The following is a 21,585-nucleotide window of genomic DNA, read 5'->3' on the forward strand; positions in this document are numbered from 1 at the left end:
AGCCATTTTTTATATTGAAATGTCGTACATATTTCTATAATTTCACCATCTCAGTAACTTCCACATCATATCCTCCTACCTGTGGTTTTACATCAGGATTCTGGGTAAGTACTTTGAATTTATTAATTCCCAGGTTTTTCAGAATCTGTGTTCCGATACCGTAATCCCTGTAATTATAGGCTAATGTCGGATGTTGCTGCTGACCATCCTGATAATCTAGGAACTGCTGTAATTTTTTCAATGTGTTTTCAGAATTGGAAACATTATTAATGAAAATAATAACTCCTTTCCCTTCTTCATTGATCATTTTGGTTACTTTCTCCAATAACGGAGTTTCCCCATTATTCAGTCTTGTTAAAACATCAAAATAAGAATCAGAAGACTGTACTCTTACCAATACCGGTTCATCTATAGTCCATGCACCTTTGGTCAGTACAAAATGAATCTGCTCATTAGAGGTTTCCCTGAATGCATAAAAATCGAATTCCCCATAATGGGTTTTCACTTTTCTTTCTTCTATTCTGTCAACTAAATTTCCTTTTTTAAGCTGATAGTGAATAAGATCCTCAATTGATACAATCTTCATATCATGCTTCTGAGCAAATGCATACAAGTCGGGAAGACGGGACATCGTGCCATCTTCATTCATAATTTCACAGATTACTCCACCTTCTTTTAAACCTGCCAAATGTGTAAGGTCAATAGCCGCTTCAGTATGTCCGGCTCTTTTTAGTACTCCCCCTTTCTTTGCACGAAGCGGAAAGATATGTCCCGGTCTCATAAAGTCAGTAGGTTTGGATTTTTCGTCCATTAAAGCAAGAATGGTTTTAGCTCTGTCACCTGCTGAAATTCCGGTTGACGTACCATTTCCCAAAAGGTCCACGGAAACCGTAAAAGCTGTTTCTTTAGGATCACTGCTTCTGCTCACCATGATGTCAAGACCTAGTTCATCACATCTTTTTTCAGGAAGAGGCATACAGATAAGTCCTCTCCCATGCACTGCCATAAAGTTGATCAGTTCAGGAGTTGTAAGTTCTGCAGCACAAAGAAAATCTCCTTCATTTTCTCTGTTCTCATCATCCACTACTATGATTATTTTACCATTTTTAAGGTCTTCAATAGCCTCAGGAATAGTATTTAATTTAATATCAGACATTTTTACTTTAAATTTTTGCAAAGATACTCATAAAAAAAGGCATCGCCAATTAATATAAATGGTTTGTTATTTTATGATTAAAGAGTCCATAGCTTTTCTGAAAATCCCGTAAGAATCAAGTCTTTTCTGATGATCATAAATATGAGAATTGATGATAAGTTCGTCTACATTGAATTTTTCCTGGAAGTCTTTTAATTTTTTTTCAATTTCAGATTGATCCCCGATAAAACTGTATCTCAATTTCTGTAGCACAGCCGATTTTTCCATAGGCGACCATATATCATCCATATCCGCCACAGGAGGAGCAAATGGCTTTCTATCATTTCTGATAATATTAAGAAATGCCTGAAATAATGTGGTAGAAAGCTGATGAGCCTCTTCTGAAGTTTCTGCGGCAGTTCCATTCACACAGGCCATAATATAAGGCTTGTCAAGCTGTTTGGATGGCTCAAAATGTTCTCTGTAAATACTGAAAGCCATTTCCATCTGTTCAGGGGCAAAATGTCCCGCAAAAGCATATGGAAGGCCCAATTCTGCTGCAAGCCATGCACTGTCAGTACTCGAACCCAGGATATACAGTGGAATATCCAGTCCCTCACCAGGAATCGCACGAACTAAAGAGTTGGAATTTTCTTTGGAAAAATATCTTTGCAGTTCCAGAATCTGTCTGGGAAATTGTTCGTTGATAATTGCAGGATTCCTTCCCAGCGCCTGGGCGGTAATGCCATCCGTTCCGGGAGCCCTTCCAAGCCCAAGATCAATCCTGCCTGGGAATAAAGACTCAAGTGTCCCGAATTGTTCGGCGATGACCAGTGAACTGTGATTGGGAAGCATAACCCCTCCCGACCCTACTCTTATTTTTTGGGTTCCATTTGCAATGAAACCAATAAGAACAGAGGTAGCCGAACTGGCTATGCTTGCCATATTATGGTGCTCTGCCAGCCAAAATCTTTTATAATTGATATTTTCAGCATAATTTGCCAGGGACAGACTGTCCTGAAAGGTATCGTGGATGCTTTTTCCCTGCTTTACCGGAGCAAGATCCAAAACAGATATTTCAAAATTTTTCATAGATGATCATTATTTTCTAAAGAAGATCTGAAACCTCCTTTGCCAATTTCGTAATTATAAATTGAGATTTAAAAACATACAAATTTACCACATAAAAACTGCATTAGTTACTTTTTGTAATTGATAAGTCTGATGACCTATTTCAGGCAAAAACTATTAAAAAATCCTTATCCGTACCTCTTATGGATTTTCTAGAAATGAGATCGAAAAATACTTTTCCAAATCCCCTTTTTAAAAGCCTGTAGCATCAAAAAAATCAACAATAAGTAAAATTTATATTGCATCCATATAAATAAATCATATATAAGAGAAATAAAATATTAAATTTGTATATGATCCTATCATATTGGATCATAGTTTAATACCACAAAAAATATTATTATGAAAAAACGATTTGAAAAAACATTCTTAAGCAGAATGTTAACCAAAAGAAATCTATCGATCAGCCTGATTGTTGCCTTGATTCTTACATCATGCAGTAAAAACAATGAAGAAATGATGACGGAAGCACAAACTGATGCTTTCAATTCAGCTAACATTAAACAGGGCAAATTAGGAGGACAGGTTATTACCTACGAGAGAAAGAATGGAATGAATTTTTTCCAGGGAGACATCGTGTTGTCCGATAAACAATTAGCGGAAGATAATTCTGCAAATAAAGGTGGAGCAACTTTGTCAAGGTGGCCGAATGGCAAAATTTATTATACCGTAGCCAGCAATATGGGGTCTATTAATGCAAATAAGATTACTTCTGCAGTCAATGAGTATAATACAAAAACCAATACCCAATGGATTCCCCGTACCAATCAATCCAATTATGTAGAATTTATTTTCGGAAGCTCTTCCGGATATGACGGGTGGGCTCATATCGGATACCAGGGAGGTAAACAAAACATCTCATTGGATCAGAATATTTCTACGGCGTCAGTGATCCATGAAATGGGACATACTGTAGGGCTTTATCATGAGCACTGCCGTAAAGACCGGGATCAATATGTAAGCATCCAATGGGATAATATCCAAAGCGGACAAGCTTACAATTTCAATATTTATAATTCAGGAACAGATATCGGGCCTTTCAATATTAATTCAGTGATGATGTACTGGCCAACCTCGTATTCTAAAAATGGATTACCTACCATTAAAAAAGCGGATAATACCAATTTCACCTACAACAGGACAGGCTTTACGACAGGAGACATCAATACGATCAATGCAATGTATCCTTAATTTTCAATATGCTATAGACAGGAAAAGAATTCTTAGGAATTCTTTTCCTTTTTGTAATTATAGTGGTTGATAAGAATTCTTATTTCATTAAATTCAAAATCATTCGGCAAAGCATTCTTCCATTCCGTCAATGTCTCGTGCGGTTTCTGGTAAAATTCTTTTTCAAAAGCTTTAATCTTATCTGAAGTAATGACTCTGGAGATATCCAGTAAACCCTGTTCTGCAAATTTCGCCAGGTGCCCGATAACGGTTTCTTTTACAAGCCCTCTTTCCAGTGAGATTTCACCAATTGTTTTTCCTTGCTCAAATAGTTGAAAGGTAAGCACCTGAGATGGAACTTTGGCAATTTTCAGGCTGACCTCCTGGTTGTTTTTCTCATCCAGAAGTTTAGTATCCAGCAAATGAATATCTTTCAGGCTATTCAGGTATTCTTCAATATCTTCCAGCCAGTCTTTAAATTCTTCATTATATTGCTTAAGTCCTTTTGCTCCTTTTATTTCAGCATAAAAATCTTTCAAAGGATTAAAAACCTTGTCACGTATCTCGGTAAAAAAGAAATTAACAGCCCCTTTTGCCTTATTTTCAATTTCAGACCATTCCTCTTTCTTATCAAGAAGAAGCTCTATTTTTTGAGTTAATACCCTTTCCAGTTTTCCAAAAATCTTTCCAAGCTGAACGATTTCATGCTTTAGCTGAAGATAGAGCTGGTTGGTTTTTACATGATCAATATTTTTTGTAGCGACAGACAGCTTATTCCATTCTTCAACTTCTTTCAGAAACCATAAACTATCAATTGTACGAAGCACTTTTTTAATACTGTAATCGTATTTTTCTCTGTTTAAAATATCTTCTACATGATCATTAGCAAAAGTGTCGCCCTGGAATTGAAGTATCCTCGTATCTTTAAATATGACTTCAGGAGTAATTTTTGATTTTAAAACAATCCCCTCCAACGTCCTGCATCGTGATAATGCAACATACACCTGCCCTGCCGTAAAACTTTTCCCGGCATCAATAATTACCTTGTCAAAGGTTAATCCCTGGCTTTTGTGGATGGTAACTGCCCATGCCAGTTTTATAGGAAATTGCTCAAAGCTTCCTAAAACCTCTTCTTTAATATTTTTATCAGTATCCAGGAAATATTTCTTCTGTTCCCATACTTCTCTTTTGACGACGATTTCTCTTTCACTTCCTTCTAAAGCTACACGAATCTCATTTTCATCCAGTCCCACAATTTCCCCCAGCTTTCCATTAAAATATTTCTTTTCGGGAGAAACATCATTTCTGATAAACATAATCTGAGCTCCTATCTTTAACTCCAGAAACTGATCATTCGGAAACTGGTTTTCTTTAAATTCCCCAAAGAGTTTCGCTTCATAAGTGCTGGGATCAACTTTTATTTCTGCGAGTTTTTTCTGATTGATCTCATCTGCCATTTTATTGTGAGAACACAGATAGACATATGAATCCTGTCCCGTTTCGAAATCGGGGTCATACCTCTCATTAAGATGTTCAAAATCAATATTGGCGATATCGCCATCCCGGATAGCATTCAGGATTTCCAGAAATTCCTGATCGGACTGACGGTAGACTTTTGTCAATTCAATAGTAATCAAAGGAATTTCCTTGATTGCAAGGCTATCGAAAAAGAACGGAGACTGATAATACATCTTCAGAATATGTTCATCTCTTACCACCGGCGGAAGCTGATACAAGTCTCCAATGAACAGCATCTGAACCCCTCCGAATCTTTGATTGTTTCTTCTGACAAATCTTAGAGAAAAGTCCATCATGTCAAGGACATCAGCTCTGAGCATCGAGACCTCATCGATGATGATAATTTCTATTTCCCTTAAAAGCTTGAGTTTATCCTTACGGTACTTAAAATGAGGCATCAGATCAGCAATATTATTTGCTAAACTTCCATCGATTCTTTCTGTGGTAGGTAAAAATGTTCGTAATGGCAGCCCAAACATGGAATGAATGGTAACTCCACCTGCATTAATGGCAGCAATCCCTGTAGGTGCTATCACAATGTGCTTCTTCTTGGTCCTTTTTACAAAATCATTCAGAAAAGTTGTTTTACCTGTTCCTGCTTTTCCAGTGAGGAAAACACTTCTGTTGGTGTGCTCTATTATGTCAAAAAAATGATTGTTCATCGTCTTCAAAATTACGGAAAATGAATTTGAAATCGCTCTTGTGGCATAACTTTTGAGTTCGTTTTTTAAAGATAAAAACTAATATGGGAAAAGTACCCGCTAAGATTTCTGTGATATCACTATGTATAGCAATGGCTTTGGCTTCTTGTGGCACAAAAAATATGACAGATAATTTACCTAAAGATATTTCAGAAAGACCCGCTGATGAAAACAGCAAGAAATATGATGAGGTTCAATTGGAAAAAGCAAAAGCAGTAGTAGAATCAGAAATTGCCAAGGAAAAATGCAGTAATCCTGATGACTGGAAAATAGCACCGATGGGAGCAAAAGCTTGTGGTGGTCCTAAATTTTACATTGCTTATCCTAAGGTTTCAGAAGAGCAGATTTTACCTTTAATAGAAGGCTACAATAAAAAAGAAGCAGAGTTTAATACCAAATACGGGATTACTTCGGATTGTTCTGTAATTGCGGAACCCAAGGGCATAAAATGCAAGAATGGAAAAGCCGAGCTCATATTTGAAGGACAATAAAACAATATTTTTATATACACGAACAGGAGTTTTTACTAAGGATAAAAAAATGCTCTGTCAGATGACAGAGCATTTTTTTATATCATATTTTTAATCTTATCCCTTATACCATGAGGAATACTTCACATAATTATCGGCAATCCTGTTAACCTCTCCTTCAAGCAACTGGGAGGAAATATCTTTTATTTTCCTGGCCGGTACACCACCCCATACTTCTCCGGATTTAATATGCGTTCCCTGAGTAACAACCGATCCTGCACCAATTATTGAATTTTCTTCCACAAGGCAGTCATCCATCACAATTGCTCCCATTCCGATCAGAACGTTATCCTGAACCGTACATCCGTGCACAATGGCGTTATGCCCTATAGAAACGTTATTTCCTATAACCAGTGGATATTTTTCATATGTACAGTGTAGCATGACGTTATCCTGGACATTTACCTTATCCCCCATTTTTATGTAGTTAACATCTCCCCGTATTACTGCATTATACCATACACTGCATTCTTTTCCCATAGTAACATCTCCAATGATAGTTGCCGTTTCTGCCAGAAAAGTATTTTCCCCTATTTGTGGTGCTTTGCCCAAAAGTTCTTTTATAAGTGCCATATTGTTAATTTGATATTTTGAAAATGAGTAACTTCTGAAATCAGGTGAAGCAATCACTATTTTTAAATTACAGTGATAGCAAAAATCTAACTTCTTCCTTCTCCTTCCTAATTTCTAATTGCGTATTTTTGTATCTCAAATTTAACGAAAAAATGCGTAAGATACTTATAGAGCCAACAGAAAACCCAAAAGTGATGAAATTTGTTGCTGATTACAATTTGATTCCCGGGTCTCTTGAATTGGACAGAAGTTCAGATATTTCAGAAATTCCTATTGCTCAGGAACTTTTCAACTACCCTTTTGTAGAGAGAATTTTCATTACGGCTAATTTTGTGGCTGTTGCAAAACAAGATACTGTAGAGTGGGAGCATGTTGCTGAAAGTCTGAAAAATGTAATTGAAGATGAATTGCTTGCTAACCCAAGGGTTTACCTTCAGAAGAAAAAGGAAATGTATCAGATCTATGCAGAGATGACTCCTAATCCTAATGTGATGAAATTTGTTTCCAGCAAATTATTACTGGATGGTTTTGTAGAGGTTAAATCAAGAACTGAAGCTGATGGAGTTCCTTTAGCTCAGGCTATCTTTAAGGAATTTGATTTTGCTAAAGAAGTATTTATCTCTGATAATTTCGTTGCAGTAACAAGAAACGATTCTGTAGAATGGCATCAGGTTATGATGGCTGTACGCGGGCTTATTGCTGAATATCTTCAGAACGGGGGTGAGATTTCAAACCTTGAACCTCAGAAGCACGAGAATCCGGTAGAAAAAATCATCAACAGGGATTATACGGATGATGAACAGAAAATCTCTGATATATTAAATGAATACGTTGCACCGGCAGTGGAAAATGATGGCGGGAAAATTTCATTAATGGAATATGACGAAGCCAACAAAACAGCGAAAATGCTGTTACAGGGTGCATGTTCAGGATGTCCAAGTTCTACTGCTACCCTAAAAAACGGAATCGAAAATATTTTAAAACAATTCGTTCCTGATTTAGTAGAAAGAGTGGAAGCTGTAAATGGATAATTGATGTCTGGAGGAAAGAAAATCGTAGTAATCATTGGTAGTGCCACAAAGAACTCAAGTAATTGGAAACTTATACAGCAAGCCATTAAAACGAGCAGCATTGATTTCGAGATTTACGACGATCTTTCCATTTTTCCTCATTTTGACACGCAACAAACGGATCATAATACACCTGTAGAAATTTTAAAGATCAGAGAAGATATTAAAGGTTCTGCAGGTGTATTATTTTCTACACCGGAATATATTTTCAGTATTCCAAGCAGATTAAAAAACCTTCTGGAATGGTGTGTATCAACTACGATCTTTTCTGAAAAACCTGTGGCTGTTATTACAGCTTCGGCTCAGGGAGAAAAAGCACATGAAGAACTTTTACTGATTTTAAGAACACTCGGTGCTGCAACGGAGAGTGATCATCAACTCCTTATAAAAGGGATCAAAGGTAAATTTGATGAAAATGGTAACATTGAAAATAATACCTTTGCGATGATATCAAAATTGATGATCAGTTTCGAAAACTCTATTTTTCATAATTAAAATAAAAAAATTGGCTAAAAAAGGAATTTTACTTGTAAATCTTGGTTCTCCCAAATCTACAGCTGTAAACGATGTAAAGGAATATCTTGATGAGTTTTTAATGGACGAAAGGGTTATAGATTATCGCTGGATTTTCAGAGCTCTCCTTGTGCGTGGTATTATACTCAATACAAGACCGGCCAAATCTGCTGAAGCTTACAAAACCGTATGGACAGATGAAGGTTCACCATTGATAGTGATCACTGAGAAGATTCAGAAGAAGTTACAGAAGCTGGTTGACGTTCCTGTGGAAATCGGAATGCGATATGCACAGCCGAGTATCGAAGCCGGAATTCAAAAACTGGTTGATCAGGGAGTTTCCGAAATTGTTCTTTTCCCATTGTATCCCCAATATGCTATGAGTACGACGGAAACGGTGATTGAAAAGGCAGAAGAAGTAAGAAAGAAAACTTTCCCGACTGTAAAAATCAATTATATCCAGCCTTTTTACGATAGAGATATTTATATCAACTGCCTAGCAGAAAGTATCAAGGAAAAACTTCCTGAAAATTTCGATGCCTTGCAGTTTTCATATCATGGAGTTCCGGAAAGACATATCTATAAAACAGACCCTTCCCACACGTGTAAGATCGATGATTCCAACTGCATTAACAGTACAATAGAAGCCCATAATGCCCGTTGCTACAGACATCAGTGCTATAAGACCACTGAAACTGTTATTGCAAAAATGGGATTACCCAAAGAAAAAACCATTGTTTCATTTCAGTCCAGACTGGGAAAGGATAAGTGGATAGAACCTTATACCGATGAAACGTTAGAAACAATCCCTAAAAAAGGAGTCAAAAATCTGGCTATTGTTTGCCCGGCATTCGTTTCAGATTGTCTTGAAACCCTGGAAGAAATTTCAGTAGAAGGCAAAGAACAGTTTTTACATGGCGGTGGAGAAAACTTCCATTATATACCGTGTTTAAATGATGAAGATCGATGGATTGAAGTGGTAAAAACGCTATGTGAAGAAAAACTGAATGAGTTCTATTTCGTATAAAATTCAGATCAATACAATAAAAGAAAGGACATAAGAAATTCTTATGTCCTTTCTGTAATTAAATATATTAAGATTATTTTTTGATTAAATTCCCAGCTTTCTGGCCATTAACCACTACAACATATACTCCAGGAAGCATTGTAGATGGAATCTGTAAACCAAGTTTATTAACCCCGTCTGTAAGCTCTACTTTTTCAGAAATTTCTTTCTTACCTGTTAAGCTTACTACCTCAACAACTCCTTTTCCTGCTTTACCTTCAAATATTACTGTAAATTTATCAGTCGCCGGATTTGGACTAATGGTGTATAGCGAAGTATTTGGCTCAGCAACAGCACGTCCTGCAGAGGAAGTACCACCTCCAACTCCTACGGCATTCCAGGCATTGGTTACCTGAGTAACTTCATTACTACCTGTACCATAAAGATCTGCTGCAGCTTGTAATGAAGAAGTTCTTGCATTGGCATAAGTAGATGAAGAAGTAAGATAAGAAGTCAATGTTCTGTAAGCAATAGCTCCCGCTTTATCCAATCCTATTCCTCAAACATTGTATGCAAAACCGTTATCATTAGTTCCTGAACCACCGGTTACTAACAAGTAATACCAAAAGTTAAGAACTCCTGAATTGGTATGTACTCCACAATAGTCGTTATATCCAGGTAAATTAGGATTTCCCTGAGGAGTACAAGAGCTGCTCGCATCTTTCCAATACGTTCCTTTATACGTATCAGGCTGACGGTAAGCATTAGGATTAGACATATCTCTAATGACATAATTGAAATCTTCTCCTAATTTCCAGCTTGCCTGTGAAGGTCTCGCCCATAATTCTATTGAATTTCCAAATACATCTGAGAAACCTTCATTTAACGCACCTGACTCCCTTTGGTAGGCAAGGTTTGCAGTTTTAGAAGTCATTCCATGGGTAATTTCGTGCCCACAAACATCCAGAGCAGTTAGTGGCAATCCGCCAGTGGTATTAGAGGCGCCATCACCATATGTCATTCTGGATCCGTCCCAAAATGCATTTGTATAATTGGTAGAATAGTGAACATAAGATTTTATAGCAAAATTATTGTTGTCAATACTTTTTCTGTTAAATTTTGTGTACAAGTAGTCTAAAGTTGCTTCTGCTCCCCAGTGGGCATCAGTAGCGTACTGGTCTTTATTGGCATTTACATTATTCCAATTGTTATCAGTATCCGTAAAATCTACAGCAGCAGAATAATTAGTTCCTTTCTTTAAATTATACGTTTCTACAGCAGTCCCTGCACCACTCCCTGCATTTCTTCCGGTTTCTCTCAATCTGTAACTTCCATTATACGAATCTGCAACAATACTTCGGTTTCCGCTATACCCTGTAGTAGCAGTTCCCGGAGCGTTCACATCATGAATTATTGCATCAGTTCCCAGGACCTTCCCGTTCTTAGCGTCTACAAAAACATACTGTCTGCTCAATGGCTTTTCCGCATAAATATCAAACTTATAGGCTAATTTCAAATCACGAAGCTTTTCATCAGTAGGATCTGAGTAATAAACCAACTCTGCCTTTGGGGCAAAGCTTGCGTTAGGATCATTGGATTCTTTTTTAATAAAATCCTCTTCCTCCTTATTCTGCCATTTGTACGAATCCGCTCCCACAAATGATAATGCATTTTGCAATGCTATATCCTCGGAAATATTCGTACTTTTTTCAATCTTCTCAGGAACTTTAAGAATCCATTTTCCAGATTCTCCTACAATTTTTCCACCCTTGGTCTGAACAGCTATTGTTCCATATTCTACAGGAATGTTATTAACAGTTTGTTGGAATCAATGGGTTTCAAATCCCAACCTGTCCTTTTCTGTGCCGAGTTTTTTGGCTTCAGCTGGGATATACCTTTGAGAAGCTTCATCAAACAAAACCGGACTTCCCTGAAAAGAAGGTCCATTTTTATCAAATCTTAAAAACTCTGCGTGTAACCCGTTTTTACCGGAAATCAGTTTTGACGGTTTGTCCTGCCCAAATACGAAAGAGCAAGCGGCAATACTTGCCACTAAGATAAATTTTGTTTTCATAAAAATATTTATTAAATGGTCTAGCGAATTTATAGACTTTTTACAATAAAAAAAATAAACCATTGAAAAAAAATCAATTTATATGGTAAATCCATAAATAAAATACAATGTGTTTTTTCAATAAAAAAAAATTAATTAATTATTATTTCAAATCATAACTTCTTTTTTATTAATAAATTAAGTTAAAAATCATGCACAAGTGAAATATTTTTTTGCTATGCTATGCATATTAATTGCTTGGTAAAATATTAGTGAAATTTCTTAAAAATCCTTATCTACAAATGGTTTTTTAAAAAAAAATAGCCATCTCAAATGAGATGGCCAATTTTTTAACCGTAGAGGTATTATATGCTATTTGATTAAATTTTTAATATAAATTATTTTCCGATTGGGGTTCTGAACTCTCCATACCCCATCAGACCATCATAATTTCTTCCAAAAGGAGCATAATATAGAAATGCCTGATATAGATTCTCTGTTTGCCAGAAGTTTCCGTTGATTTCACCAAAATTTAAGGTTCCATTACTCTCTTTTGTTGCGAGAATGTAGTTATAAAAGCCTTGTTTAAGAAAGATCTTCGCCACATATTTCTTAGCCGCAGCATCATATTGCATTTGATTCAGTTTGCTGGGCATAAAATTATTGAAACCTCCCAATACATAAATTTCCTTGTCTACAGGATCTGAGTCCAAAGAGAAATATACCCATGAATAATCCGCTTCCCTTTCTGCATTTCTTTCAAGCCCCAGGTCATTTCTCCTGAAGTAATAAGCTCCGTTTACATCAGGCTGGTATTGGTAATTCAAAGGAAAAGCCCATACGGGATGCAAGTATGTTTGATTCACTCCGTCTTTTACTTCCGTAGCTCGAACCATGTCAGCAGCCATATTCATGTTTTTATTATCAAAATAATAAAACTCATTATTCCCGGGGAACGTGAGGCTCATTTGTTGGAAAAGTAATTTATTCCCAAGAGTGGAGCTCGGCTTCAGATTATTAACAGCCACATTGGGATTGTTATTCTGCATGACATTCAATGTCATTGAATTTACATTTGACGACAGATCATTTCCTTTTGCTAACGCCTGCACCTCTACCCTTTGATTGATGTTCGGGTTTTTATCAGTGATCCTCGATACATTTAAGGCCAGGGAAACATTGTCTTCAACCAAATAAAACCTTCTTTTAAAAAGAGGTTTATCCGCAGAATCTTTGTACACAATCAGTTCAAAATTTCCGGAGATCTTCGGTTGTATTTTATCATTAGGAAACACGAGTTTATAGTGGGTATAAGCCTGAAGCGTATTGAATGAATATTCAAATTTATCCAATAAGCCATTAAGACTTCCATTAGCAATTTCCGTAAAAAAAAGATTATCATCATTCCAGTTGCGGTCATAGTGTTTTATGGTATATCTGTAGATCTCACTGGCATTTGTAAGATCATCAAAACTAAGAACCAATGTCTGATTAAAATTGATCACAGGAGTTTCATCATTGGTTTGGGGATTAAAAAGCTGAATGCTCTGGATGTTCTGTCCGAACACCCATCCCCCTAAAGAAAGTAAAAGTAGTCGCAATGTTTTCATTATGACGAAGATAACGAAAAATCACCACTTTCTTAGGAATATCGTATTTTTGGATAAAAAAACAATCAGAATATGCTGAAGATCCAAGCCTTTGTATTCAACTTTGCAAGCGAAAACACCTACATCCTATATAATGAACATAAAAATGCCTGGTTAATTGATCCGGGAAACATGAATGAGCAGGAAACCAACCTTATCAGTAATTTCATTAAGGATAACGACCTAAAAATTCAAAAAATACTTCTCACCCATGCCCATATTGACCATGTTTTTGGTTTGCAGTGGGCATATGACACGTTTAACCTTCCCGTACATATGCATCAGCAGGATCAGGAAATTCTGGATATGCTTCAGATGAGCGGAATGAGGTTTGGAATTAATATTGACCCTGTAAAAGTAGAGGTTCAATATATCAATGATGGCGACGAACTGGACTTTGATGGTGAAAAATTCAAAATCTATCATGTTCCCGGGCATTCTCCCGGAAGCATTGTTTTCCACAACGAAAAACAGAAATTTATGATTTCCGGAGATGTTTTGTTTGAAGGAAGTATTGGAAGAACAGATCTGTACAAAGGAAATTACGAACAGCTGATCAACGGAATTAAAACCAAACTTTTTATATTGGATGATGAGACCCAGGTTTTTTCAGGTCACGGAAATCCAACGACTATTGGTTTTGAAAAACAATATAATCCCTTTTTGAAATAAGATTAGCAATACCTTATTTTTCAAGATTTTAGTCATAACACTCAATAAAAAAACCGTCAGACTGGTCTGACGGTTTTTACATATATAAGAAATAGATCTAGAAATCAAATGTTACAGATGCTCTCACTGCAGCACCCATGATCGGTCTTGCCATTCTTATATCTCCGGTTCCTGTAAGCGGAGATCTTGGATCTCCTTCAGTAATACCTATGGTATTAAAAATATTGGTTCCGTCAACTGCAAAACGGATATTACCTAACTGATAGGAGGTTCCTGCCCCTACCTCACTGAATGAAGGCAAAATATTTTTATCACTGTTCGCCTCATCCTGGAAACGCTTTCCATAATAATTATAGCTCACATATGCTCTCCACTGCTTCGTAATATTAACGGCAGGGGAAATATTAAAATAGAATTTGGGAATCCTTCTTACCTGGTTACCATCGTAATCAAATGTTGATCCATCGGCATTTCTTCCTGTGAAATCCTTGTATTTCGGGTTTTGGAAAGTTCCATTGAATGATAATTCCAAAAGGTTATTGAATAATCTGGCAAATCCTTCAAGCTCTACTCCAATGTTTGTTGTATTTGCAAATTTATTTTCTGAAGTTCCGTCAGAATATACATCTGTAAAAGAAAGGTTTTTCAGAGTTGAATAAAACGGGATAACTCCAATGTCGAATGTACGGGTGTAATACTTATATCCAATTTCCAATTGATTGGTTTGTACCGGTTTGATCTGGCTCAGGTCTGCCATATTGTTATAATATGATTCTTCATTAGGAGATCTGAACCCATTTGAGAAGCGGGCATAAACCGCATTTTCTTTATTGATCTTATAGTTGGAAGCTACTGTAAAAGATACTCTGTTAACATCATAATTCCAGTATTTGTATTTATTTCCCAGTACAGACATATTGTCATCGGCTGTCGTAGTAGCAAAACTATGAGTTCCATCTGTCGTTAATCCAGAATTATTCAGATTTGCTGTTGTTGTATTTACTCCATATCCTTTATAATAATCACGGCTGTAACGAATTCCTCCGTTAAAGCTTAAATTATCTGTAATATTATAATCCAGATTTAAGTAAACATCATTCAAACTTCCCTGGATTTGAGAATCCCTCACAAGAAAAGACATATCTGTAACCCCGTTATAAGTTTTAGAATATCCTACATCAGTAGGGCTCAATGAGGTATCTACCAGATTAAGAAGCTGAGGCCTGTCTGTGGCTGTGGTCAAAATATTGCTCCAGTTCCAGTATTGATGAGACTTCCAGTTTGATTTATAAAATCCGGCCGTTACATTTCCTTTATCAAATTTATAATTGAACTGTAAATCATTGACAAAATTATTCATCTGCTTATCAATCGCCCAGAATCCTAGCTTCTGCACATACTGCGGATTTACAAGAGCCCCGTTGCTTACCAGAGAATATTGATAATTATTTCCCGCAATTCCGTTGCTGTTGGCAAAAGCGCCTGCCTGTTGAGGTGCTCCCGCAGGAAATATACCGGTATAATTCATATTGATATTCGTATATCGTGTCTTGTTCAAAACGGTAAAATTGTTTCCAAGATCATATTTGAATTCAGCGCCTACGACATCTACTTTCGGATGAATTCCGTCTTCCAGATTTCTTCTGAAGAAACCTCCTCCGGGCTGTGGAATATTCAGCTGGCTGATGGATCGGTAACTGTATGTCCCGTAATTAGCATCGAAGCCAGGAAATTCTTTCAGGTCATTTCCATTCTGTACTAAAGGAATCGGTAAGAAAAAGGTATTTCTGTCATCAAGTTTCTTATAATACACTTTTGCGTATCCTTTATCAAATACATATTTTAAGTTCATCCTGATCTGTCCCCCGTCATTGGCCTTAAACCCTGTTTTCCTGATTCCGCTGTCCGTTCTGTAAAACCCTCCGATATTAAAGAACAATTTATCCTGTACCAAAGCGCCACCTACGTTTACATCAGTACGCATTAATCCATAAGTACTTGTTTCTAGTTTAGCACTTCCCCGGAAATCATTGGTTCCTTCTCTTGTAATAAAGTTGATTAGCCCACCGGGAGAATTGTTAGCATAAATTGATCCCGAACCTCCTCTTAATGCTTCCAGTCGGTTTACAGAATTGTCAACCCGGAAGAAGTTGTCGGCATTGGCAAACTGCAAAGCTCCATCTTCAAAAACCGGTAATCCATCTTCCTGTACCTGAACAAATTCGTATGCTCCGGCAGAAGGAATTCCTCTTGCGAAAAGGTTATTTCCCACTTCCCCCCCAGAAGTTTCAACAGCAAAACCCGGAACACGCTGCAGCAATGCCGCTGCACTGATAGGATTTTGTTTTTGGATTTCTTTTGCACTGAACGTAGAAATTGCCGTACTTGATTCTATTTTCTTTTTCGGGTTTGCATTACCCGTGATAACTACCTGATCAATAGATCCTGTTCTGGTGGAATCCTTAACCGTTTCCTGTGCATACGCATTATTAAAATATAGCGTAGCGACTCCTGCGAGTAAAAAGATTGATTTTTTTTTCATGCCCATATAGAATTTAATTATTGTTTTAATTTTAAATAGACTCCGTTTGTCCAACCAAATCCATCCTGATTAGGGTACTCTCCTCCTCCGGCTATCGCTTCATTGTCTAATGCATTATATTTTTCCATAAGTTTACCTGTATTCGCATAAACTCTCTCGACATTAGAGCACCAGTTGTTTTTTATATCATTAGCTAATTGTGTAAATCCATAATTTTTCATCGAAACAAATCCAAGCCATTGGTAAGGTGCCCAGGCATTGGGTAGATCCCATTGTTGGCCGGAACGTTTTGTTGTCGTAACGAGACCGCCTTTGTAAAGGAATTTTTCAGCGATAATTTCGGAAACCGCCTTTGCCTGTTCATCGCTGGCCAGACCTAAAAATAATGGATAAAGAGCAGCAATATGTTCGGACACTGTATTTTTGTGTTTCTTAATATGATAATCTTTATAAGTCCGGGCATCCTGATCCCAGAAATATGTATCAATTACCTGTCTCCTTTTTGCTGCCCTTTCACTGAAATATTTTTCTTTTTCTTTAAAATGTTTAAGACCTGAAGCTTTCACCAAAGTTTTTTCAAGATGCCACAAAAGGCAATTAACATCTACCTGCGAGATGTTCAGGGTTTCTATACTTTGTATGGTTTCCCCGTCTGAAAACCATCTGCTGGAAAAATCCCATCCAGACTCACAGCCACTTCTGATGTTTCTGTAAAACTCTTCTCCCGTAGCATTTTCATGATCTTCAATATCGATCAGGTAACTCTCGGGACGGGGTGTATTTTCAGCATCATAATATCTGTTCAGGATATCACCATTGTCGGTTTTCAACACCCTTTTGCTTTGGGTATCATTGTTTAAACCTTCTTCCCCATCCATCCAGAACTCATATTCTTTTTCAAGGGTATCATAATATTCGATATAAACATTCTCATCCCCTGTACTCTCTGCAAGCAGATCAAGCATCAATGAAAAGTAAGGGGGCTGCGAACGGCTTAAGAAATGGGTCCTGCTCGCATTAGGAACAAACCCTACATTTTGAATTAGATAAGAACAGTTCTCAACGATATTTTTCATCATTTCAACTCTTCCAGAAACCTGCAATCCAAGCATAATAAAATAACTATCCCAATAAAAAAACTCATTGAACCGCCCTCCCGGAACGATATAAGGTTTTGGAAGCTTTAAAAGTGTTCCTCTTTCTTCATAAGCTGTCCTGGTAAGCTCATCCCATAGTTTTTCTATATGCTGATCAATCGGCAAATGATCCTCCCGTTGGATAGATACTGTGGCACCCAAAAAATCAAAGTTGGAAAGTACAAAAGCTTTAAGATCAAAATCTGCTGCAACTCTTTCCTTTTCATATTTCTCGTTGATTTCTGCGACAGGAAATAAAGGCACTGCATCTGTCATCATCTTTTGATCTTCAAAGATCCTTGATCTTTGGACATCATCAAAAAGTGCCTGGATATCCCTGATATAAAGTTGTGTATTCATTCTATTTTTTAGGGTTTATTTTTAATTTATTCATAATAACAGCTGATATGATCAACAGTGAGAGTGGTATCAATGAAAGATAAAAAGCACGCTGCCCGCTGAATTCCTGAAATACAAAACCGGTGATGATCGAACCTATCGTTCCTCCAATTGCGGAAAAAACAACAATAAGCCCGGACATCGCACTATGCAAATATTTAGGTATGGATGCTAAAATAACAGAATTGATGCTCGGGTAGATCGGAGCCAACAGACCTCCCATAAGTGGAAACAGATAGACTACAACCGGGGCATTGAACCATGTTGTACCTGTACTGATTTCAATGTTATGGGTTAAGGGTAAAACAAATAGCAAGCTTACGGCAAAACCTATCACACAAAATGACACAACATAAATCCAGCTGAATTTCTTGGAAAAGAAACCTGATAAAAACCTTCCCAATGCAAATGCTCCGGCTAAAACGGCCCCTGCCTGTATACTCATAGAAGTGGGTAATCTGAGGATCTCCTTATAAAAAGTGGGTGTCCAAGTTTGAAAGCTCTGCTCCACTAAGACAAACAGAAAAGCACACACAAGAAAAAACAATACTTTTTTGTAACTGAATAAGCTTATGCTATTCTTAATATCTCCTAGTAAATCTGTCGTTTCACTTCTGGCTTCCTTCTCATTTAACCTTGAGAAGAATAAAAACAAAAACGACAGAGCAGACAATGCACCCAGAACCCAATATACATTAAGCCAATGTGTCGATCTTGGATTATGATCATCAATAAATAAACTAAAAAGTACATTTCCCGCTAATACACCGATCATGAAAAAGCCTTCTAGAAAACCCATAAAACTGGAATGTTCTTTATCAGTATTGGTCACAAGCCCGATGGATGTAAAAACTGAAATTTTAATCAATGCAAAGGAAACTCCTACAATGGCAAATAACAATTTGAAAAACCAGAATGCATTTGAAAAAGGCATGATAAAGCACATTCCACTAACCAGAAAAAGAGCAATCAGCATGGAATTTTTAATTCCGATTTTGGGTAAGAATGAAGCAAGAATAAAGGAGCAGATAGCAATAGGCAGATCTTTAAAACCCTCCAAAACACTCGCTGAGGATTTTGAAATCCCGAAATTCTGCTGGACCTGCAGGATCACCGTTCCTACTGAGTTCAGAAGAATGGCAAAAACAAAATAGTTTAAAAACAGAATAGCCTTTATGTTGAAATTTCGCATTAAATTAATTTCTTGTTGGCTAAGATAGAAGCATTTGCCTTAACGTTAATTTAACATAGTAAATATATATTTGAACTATATTAATATAATTATTATTTTTATACCATAAATATCATTAATCTAATGAAAGTTAGCTTTGAAAGAGTTTTACCTAACGAGAAAAGCTCCTTTCGCACATTACATAATAACTCCCCCATTTCTGAATTTAAATGGGAATACCACTACCATCCCGAAATTGAATTGGTGTGCGTAATTTCCGGGAGTGGAACCCGGCACGTAGGCTATCACAAAAGCAATTATTCAAATGGAGATCTGGTACTGATAGGTTCGAATATTCCCCATTCCGGATTTGGTCTGAATTCCATTGATCCACATGAGGAAATAGTCCTTCAGTTCCGTGAAGAGATATTACAATTCCCTGAACAGGAAATAGAAGCACGCTCTGTTAAAAACTTACTGGAGCTTTCCAAATATGGAATTCATTTCAGCCCGGCTACAAAAAATGCATTACTGCCTAAGCTGAAAAAAATGCTGGAAACTGAAGGCTATAAAAGATATCTGCTTTTGCTTGATATTCTTTTTGATCTTTCTACCCGTAAGGATTATAATCTGCTCAATAAAGAGATTATGCCTTACACAATCATTTCAAAAAATAAGGCCAGGCTTGAAAATATATTCACCTATGTGGAGCATCACTACGATAAGGACATCAATATAGAAGACGTCGCAAAGCTTGCCAATCTTACGCTTCCGGCATTTTGCAATTTCTTCAAAAAAGCTACACAAATTACTTTTACAGAGTTTGTCAACCGTTACCGTATTAACAAAGCCTGCCTGCTGATGGTTCAGGATAAAAGCATTTCGGAATGCTGTTACAGCTGTGGTTTCAACAATGTAACTTATTTTAACAGGATGTTCAAAAAATACACCGAGCAAACACCTTCAGAGTTTATCAGGAATTCTTCACATGAGAAGATTGAGAGCGTGGACCCACCTCTAAAAGTAGTTCAGAAATCTTTTTAGATATTTATACTTACACAAATAAAAAAGCCATTCCAAAAAGGAACAGCTTTACTATCTTATCATTATAATATGTTGAAAAGAAAATATAAAATTCAGGTTTGAATTTCAATCCCTATTTCAATTCAATAATTATTTCCATTTGATGTTACATCCCATGCTTGGTCTTTGAATCTCTTCCTGTGGTTCTCCCAACAGAAGGTTTTCAAAAGCAATGATCAGGTCTTCACCTGTAACATCTTTGTGATTTCCAGGTCTTGAATCATCCATCTGACCTCTGTAAACAAGATCCAGTTTATCATCAAAGAAATAAAAATCCGGAGTACATGCTGCATCATAAGCCTTAGCAATACTTTGACTTTCATCATATAAATAAGGAAAGTCAAATTTTCTTTCAATCTGGAACTCGATCATTTTTTCAGGAGAATCTGCGGGATACTTTTCAATGTCGTTTGCATTTATAGCTATAAACTCAATCCCCTTTTCCTGATAGTCTTCATACAACTCATTAATCTTATCGATTACATGCAAAACAAACGGACAATGGTTGCACATAAAGATCACCAACGTTCCTTTTTCTCCTTTCAGATCATCCAATGACTGAATTTCATTACTTTTTGACGGGTTAGGAAGTTCAAAAAACGGAGCTCTTGTTCCTAATGCCAACATATTTGAGGGAGTATTCATATCCTTTATTTCTTTGCCTACAAAGATAAAATTTCTTTTATGATTGGGCAATTCAGGTTTTTATAAAGTTCAGTTAAATGTTAAAATAAAAATATTATTCAATATTATTTGGAAGTTACAAGTTAATATTCGTAGTTTTGCTAACGCTGTTAGTAAAAAAATATCATGGGATTACATGAACGCCGTCAAAGAGAAAAGGAGTCTATCCGTGCAAACATTTTGCAGGAGGCATTCACTTTGGCAAAAACAGAGGGCTGGGCTTCACTTTCCATTAGGAAAATAGCTGACGCGATTGAATACAGTGCTCCGGTTGTTTATGATTACTTTGAAAATAAAGAAGCTATTTTATTTGAGATTTCTTTAAATGGGTTTAAACTTTTACACAAAGAATTGGTAAAAGCTCAGAAAAAATATGACAGTCCTGAAGAGCAGCTTACTGCCATTGTAGATACATATTGGAAATTTGCTTTTAAAAATAAAGAATATTACCAGTTAATGTTTGGATTGGGAATGCAATGCAGTGGTAAAGGGCAAATGAAGGAAGAATTTTCTTCTTTCCAAGATATGATCTACGACTGTACATACAATATTATTAAGAAAAACGGATCTAATCCGGATAATGCATGCCATATGTCACATGCTTTGTTTTCTGCGGTACATGGTTTAATATCAATTATGATGATGCGTAATTCTGATATTCCTGCCACAATGAACAAAACTACCCTGGATGAAACAGTGGCAGCTTTTATTAAGTCTTTGTAAATTTTTTTTGAACCAAACCTTAACACTGTTAGGAAAAATAGCACAATTAAATTAGATTTTTAAACAAAATTAGCATTAAGAACTTCAAAGGATTTAACGATAATACAATCATAAATTCAACCCTGA

19 protein-coding genes and 1 pseudogene are annotated in these 21,585 nt (G+C 36.5%); 8 read left to right on the forward strand and 12 right to left on the reverse strand.

All coding sequences use genetic code 11. The annotated features are described in order from the left end of the window. Positions 1-34 precede the first annotated feature (34 nt). Positions 35-1,156 (reverse strand): 3,4-dihydroxy-2-butanone-4-phosphate synthase, encoded by a 1,122-nt coding sequence (ribB, locus tag ACNFU2_RS10260; RefSeq protein WP_172280297.1) that lies wholly within the window; start codon positions 1,154-1,156, stop codon positions 35-37. A 66-nt stretch (positions 1,157-1,222) separates the two neighbouring features. Beyond that, the gene (locus ACNFU2_RS10265; protein WP_172280299.1) at positions 1,223-2,227 is read right to left on the reverse strand and encodes an LLM class flavin-dependent oxidoreductase; all 1,005 of its coding nucleotides are present in this window, start codon (positions 2,225-2,227) and stop codon (positions 1,223-1,225) included. Between the two features lie 381 nt (positions 2,228-2,608). Between ACNFU2_RS10265 and ACNFU2_RS10270 the strand changes: the two genes are divergently transcribed. Then, a complete protein-coding gene (locus ACNFU2_RS10270; protein ID WP_273649309.1) occupies positions 2,609-3,457 on the forward strand; it encodes a M12 family metallopeptidase in 849 nt (282 codons plus the stop codon). 32 nt (positions 3,458-3,489) lie between these two features. Here the strand turns inward: ACNFU2_RS10270 and ACNFU2_RS10275 are convergent, their stop codons facing one another. After that, positions 3,490-5,616, reverse strand: coding sequence for a helix-turn-helix domain-containing protein (locus tag ACNFU2_RS10275; protein WP_273649311.1), 2,127 nt, complete (start codon positions 5,614-5,616; stop codon positions 3,490-3,492). 83 nt (positions 5,617-5,699) lie between these two features. On the opposite strand from ACNFU2_RS10275, the gene ACNFU2_RS10280 reads away from it, so the two are divergent. Beyond that, positions 5,700-6,146, forward strand: a complete 447-nt coding sequence (locus ACNFU2_RS10280) for a hypothetical protein (protein ID WP_273649312.1) — start codon at positions 5,700-5,702, stop codon at positions 6,144-6,146. Between the two features lie 96 nt (positions 6,147-6,242). On the opposite strand, the gene ACNFU2_RS10285 is transcribed toward ACNFU2_RS10280, so the two are convergent. Beyond that, positions 6,243-6,758 carry a gamma carbonic anhydrase family protein gene (locus ACNFU2_RS10285; RefSeq protein WP_273649313.1) on the reverse strand — a complete coding sequence of 172 codons (516 nt, stop codon included), beginning with the start codon at positions 6,756-6,758 and terminating at the stop codon, positions 6,243-6,245. A gap of 152 nt (positions 6,759-6,910) precedes the next feature. On the opposite strand from ACNFU2_RS10285, the gene ACNFU2_RS10290 reads away from it, so the two are divergent. The 3 genes from ACNFU2_RS10290 to hemH are packed head-to-tail and all read left to right on the forward strand — an operon-like array spanning position 6,911 to position 9,368. Then, positions 6,911-7,789: a NifU family protein gene (locus ACNFU2_RS10290; protein WP_172280310.1), complete on the forward strand. Its 879-nt coding sequence runs from the start codon at positions 6,911-6,913 to the stop codon at positions 7,787-7,789. A gap of 3 nt (positions 7,790-7,792) precedes the next feature. Further along, a complete protein-coding gene (locus ACNFU2_RS10295) occupies positions 7,793-8,323 on the forward strand; it encodes an NADPH-dependent FMN reductase (RefSeq protein ID WP_273649314.1) in 531 nt (176 codons plus the stop codon). 10 nt (positions 8,324-8,333) lie between these two features. Continuing rightward, the gene (gene hemH, locus ACNFU2_RS10300) at positions 8,334-9,368 is read left to right on the forward strand and encodes a ferrochelatase (protein ID WP_273649316.1); all 1,035 of its coding nucleotides are present in this window, start codon (positions 8,334-8,336) and stop codon (positions 9,366-9,368) included. Positions 9,369-9,441: 73 nt separating this feature from the next. On the opposite strand, the gene ACNFU2_RS10305 is transcribed toward hemH, so the two are convergent. From ACNFU2_RS10305 to ACNFU2_RS10320, 4 genes and pseudogenes are all read right to left on the reverse strand, one after another. Continuing rightward, positions 9,442-9,669 (reverse strand): T9SS type A sorting domain-containing protein, encoded by a 228-nt coding sequence (locus ACNFU2_RS10305; protein WP_418124898.1) that lies wholly within the window; start codon positions 9,667-9,669, stop codon positions 9,442-9,444. Positions 9,670-9,741: 72 nt separating this feature from the next. Continuing rightward, positions 9,742-11,166 (reverse strand): annotated as a pseudogene (locus ACNFU2_RS10310) (M4 family metallopeptidase); the annotation flags it as partial. A gap of 9 nt (positions 11,167-11,175) precedes the next feature. Continuing rightward, positions 11,176-11,421, reverse strand: a complete 246-nt coding sequence (locus ACNFU2_RS10315) for a hypothetical protein (protein WP_418124823.1) — start codon at positions 11,419-11,421, stop codon at positions 11,176-11,178. A 377-nt stretch (positions 11,422-11,798) separates the two neighbouring features. Then, positions 11,799-13,010, reverse strand: coding sequence for a type IX secretion system plug protein domain-containing protein (locus ACNFU2_RS10320; protein WP_273649320.1), 1,212 nt, complete (start codon positions 13,008-13,010; stop codon positions 11,799-11,801). A 72-nt stretch (positions 13,011-13,082) separates the two neighbouring features. Between ACNFU2_RS10320 and ACNFU2_RS10325 the strand changes: the two genes are divergently transcribed. Next, a complete protein-coding gene (locus tag ACNFU2_RS10325; protein ID WP_418124825.1) occupies positions 13,083-13,721 on the forward strand; it encodes an MBL fold metallo-hydrolase in 639 nt (212 codons plus the stop codon). Positions 13,722-13,818: 97 nt separating this feature from the next. On the opposite strand, the gene ACNFU2_RS10330 is transcribed toward ACNFU2_RS10325, so the two are convergent. The 3 genes from ACNFU2_RS10330 to ACNFU2_RS10340 are packed head-to-tail and all read right to left on the reverse strand — an operon-like array spanning position 13,819 to position 18,990. Next, positions 13,819-16,263 carry a TonB-dependent receptor gene (locus ACNFU2_RS10330; protein WP_306614089.1) on the reverse strand — a complete coding sequence of 815 codons (2,445 nt, stop codon included), beginning with the start codon at positions 16,261-16,263 and terminating at the stop codon, positions 13,819-13,821. A 17-nt stretch (positions 16,264-16,280) separates the two neighbouring features. Next, on the reverse strand, positions 16,281-17,759 hold the full coding sequence (locus tag ACNFU2_RS10335) for a trehalase family glycosidase (RefSeq protein ID WP_418124828.1): 1,479 nt from the start codon (positions 17,757-17,759) through the stop codon (positions 16,281-16,283). Between the two features lies 1 nt (position 17,760). Beyond that, complete coding sequence (locus tag ACNFU2_RS10340) at positions 17,761-18,990, reverse strand: MFS transporter (protein ID WP_418124830.1); 1,230 nt, start codon at positions 18,988-18,990, stop codon at positions 17,761-17,763. A gap of 123 nt (positions 18,991-19,113) precedes the next feature. On the opposite strand from ACNFU2_RS10340, the gene ACNFU2_RS10345 reads away from it, so the two are divergent. Beyond that, positions 19,114-20,013, forward strand: a complete 900-nt coding sequence (locus ACNFU2_RS10345) for an AraC family transcriptional regulator (protein ID WP_172280326.1) — start codon at positions 19,114-19,116, stop codon at positions 20,011-20,013. Between the two features lie 129 nt (positions 20,014-20,142). Here ACNFU2_RS10345 and ACNFU2_RS10350 read toward each other — a convergent pair whose 3' ends face one another. Next, positions 20,143-20,697 (reverse strand): thioredoxin family protein, encoded by a 555-nt coding sequence (locus ACNFU2_RS10350; protein WP_172280328.1) that lies wholly within the window; start codon positions 20,695-20,697, stop codon positions 20,143-20,145. 165 nt (positions 20,698-20,862) lie between these two features. Between ACNFU2_RS10350 and ACNFU2_RS10355 the strand changes: the two genes are divergently transcribed. Then, positions 20,863-21,459, forward strand: a complete 597-nt coding sequence (locus ACNFU2_RS10355) for a TetR/AcrR family transcriptional regulator (protein ID WP_172280330.1) — start codon at positions 20,863-20,865, stop codon at positions 21,457-21,459. Positions 21,460-21,585 lie beyond the last annotated feature (126 nt).

Origin of the sequence: Chryseobacterium sp. PTM-20240506 (assembly GCF_048296755.1) — a bacterium.
GTDB classification, from domain to species: Bacteria; Bacteroidota; Bacteroidia; order Flavobacteriales; family Weeksellaceae; genus Chryseobacterium; species Chryseobacterium proteolyticum.

Coding starts and splice junctions, on each gene's coding strand:
- ribB (WP_172280297.1), bottom strand. CDS start 1,156: ATGTCTGATATTAAATTAAATACTATTCCTGAGGCTATTGAAGACCTT.
- ACNFU2_RS10265 (WP_172280299.1), bottom strand. CDS start 2,227: ATGAAAAATTTTGAAATATCTGTTTTGGATCTTGCTCCGGTAAAGCAG.
- ACNFU2_RS10270 (WP_273649309.1), top strand. CDS start 2,609: ATGAAAAAACGATTTGAAAAAACATTCTTAAGCAGAATGTTAACCAAA.
- ACNFU2_RS10275 (WP_273649311.1), bottom strand. CDS start 5,616: ATGAACAATCATTTTTTTGACATAATAGAGCACACCAACAGAAGTGTT.
- ACNFU2_RS10280 (WP_273649312.1), top strand. CDS start 5,700: ATGGGAAAAGTACCCGCTAAGATTTCTGTGATATCACTATGTATAGCA.
- ACNFU2_RS10285 (WP_273649313.1), bottom strand. CDS start 6,758: ATGGCACTTATAAAAGAACTTTTGGGCAAAGCACCACAAATAGGGGAA.
- ACNFU2_RS10290 (WP_172280310.1), top strand. CDS start 6,911: ATGCGTAAGATACTTATAGAGCCAACAGAAAACCCAAAAGTGATGAAA.
- ACNFU2_RS10295 (WP_273649314.1), top strand. CDS start 7,793: ATGTCTGGAGGAAAGAAAATCGTAGTAATCATTGGTAGTGCCACAAAG.
- ACNFU2_RS10315 (WP_418124823.1), bottom strand. CDS start 11,421: ATGAAAACAAAATTTATCTTAGTGGCAAGTATTGCCGCTTGCTCTTTC.
- ACNFU2_RS10320 (WP_273649320.1), bottom strand. CDS start 13,010: ATGAAAACATTGCGACTACTTTTACTTTCTTTAGGGGGATGGGTGTTC.
- ACNFU2_RS10325 (WP_418124825.1), top strand. CDS start 13,083: ATGCTGAAGATCCAAGCCTTTGTATTCAACTTTGCAAGCGAAAACACC.
- ACNFU2_RS10330 (WP_306614089.1), bottom strand. CDS start 16,263: ATGAAAAAAAAATCAATCTTTTTACTCGCAGGAGTCGCTACGCTATAT.
- ACNFU2_RS10335 (WP_418124828.1), bottom strand. CDS start 17,759: ATGAATACACAACTTTATATCAGGGATATCCAGGCACTTTTTGATGAT.
- ACNFU2_RS10340 (WP_418124830.1), bottom strand. CDS start 18,990: ATGCGAAATTTCAACATAAAGGCTATTCTGTTTTTAAACTATTTTGTT.
- ACNFU2_RS10345 (WP_172280326.1), top strand. CDS start 19,114: ATGAAAGTTAGCTTTGAAAGAGTTTTACCTAACGAGAAAAGCTCCTTT.
- ACNFU2_RS10350 (WP_172280328.1), bottom strand. CDS start 20,697: ATGAATACTCCCTCAAATATGTTGGCATTAGGAACAAGAGCTCCGTTT.
- ACNFU2_RS10355 (WP_172280330.1), top strand. CDS start 20,863: ATGGGATTACATGAACGCCGTCAAAGAGAAAAGGAGTCTATCCGTGCA.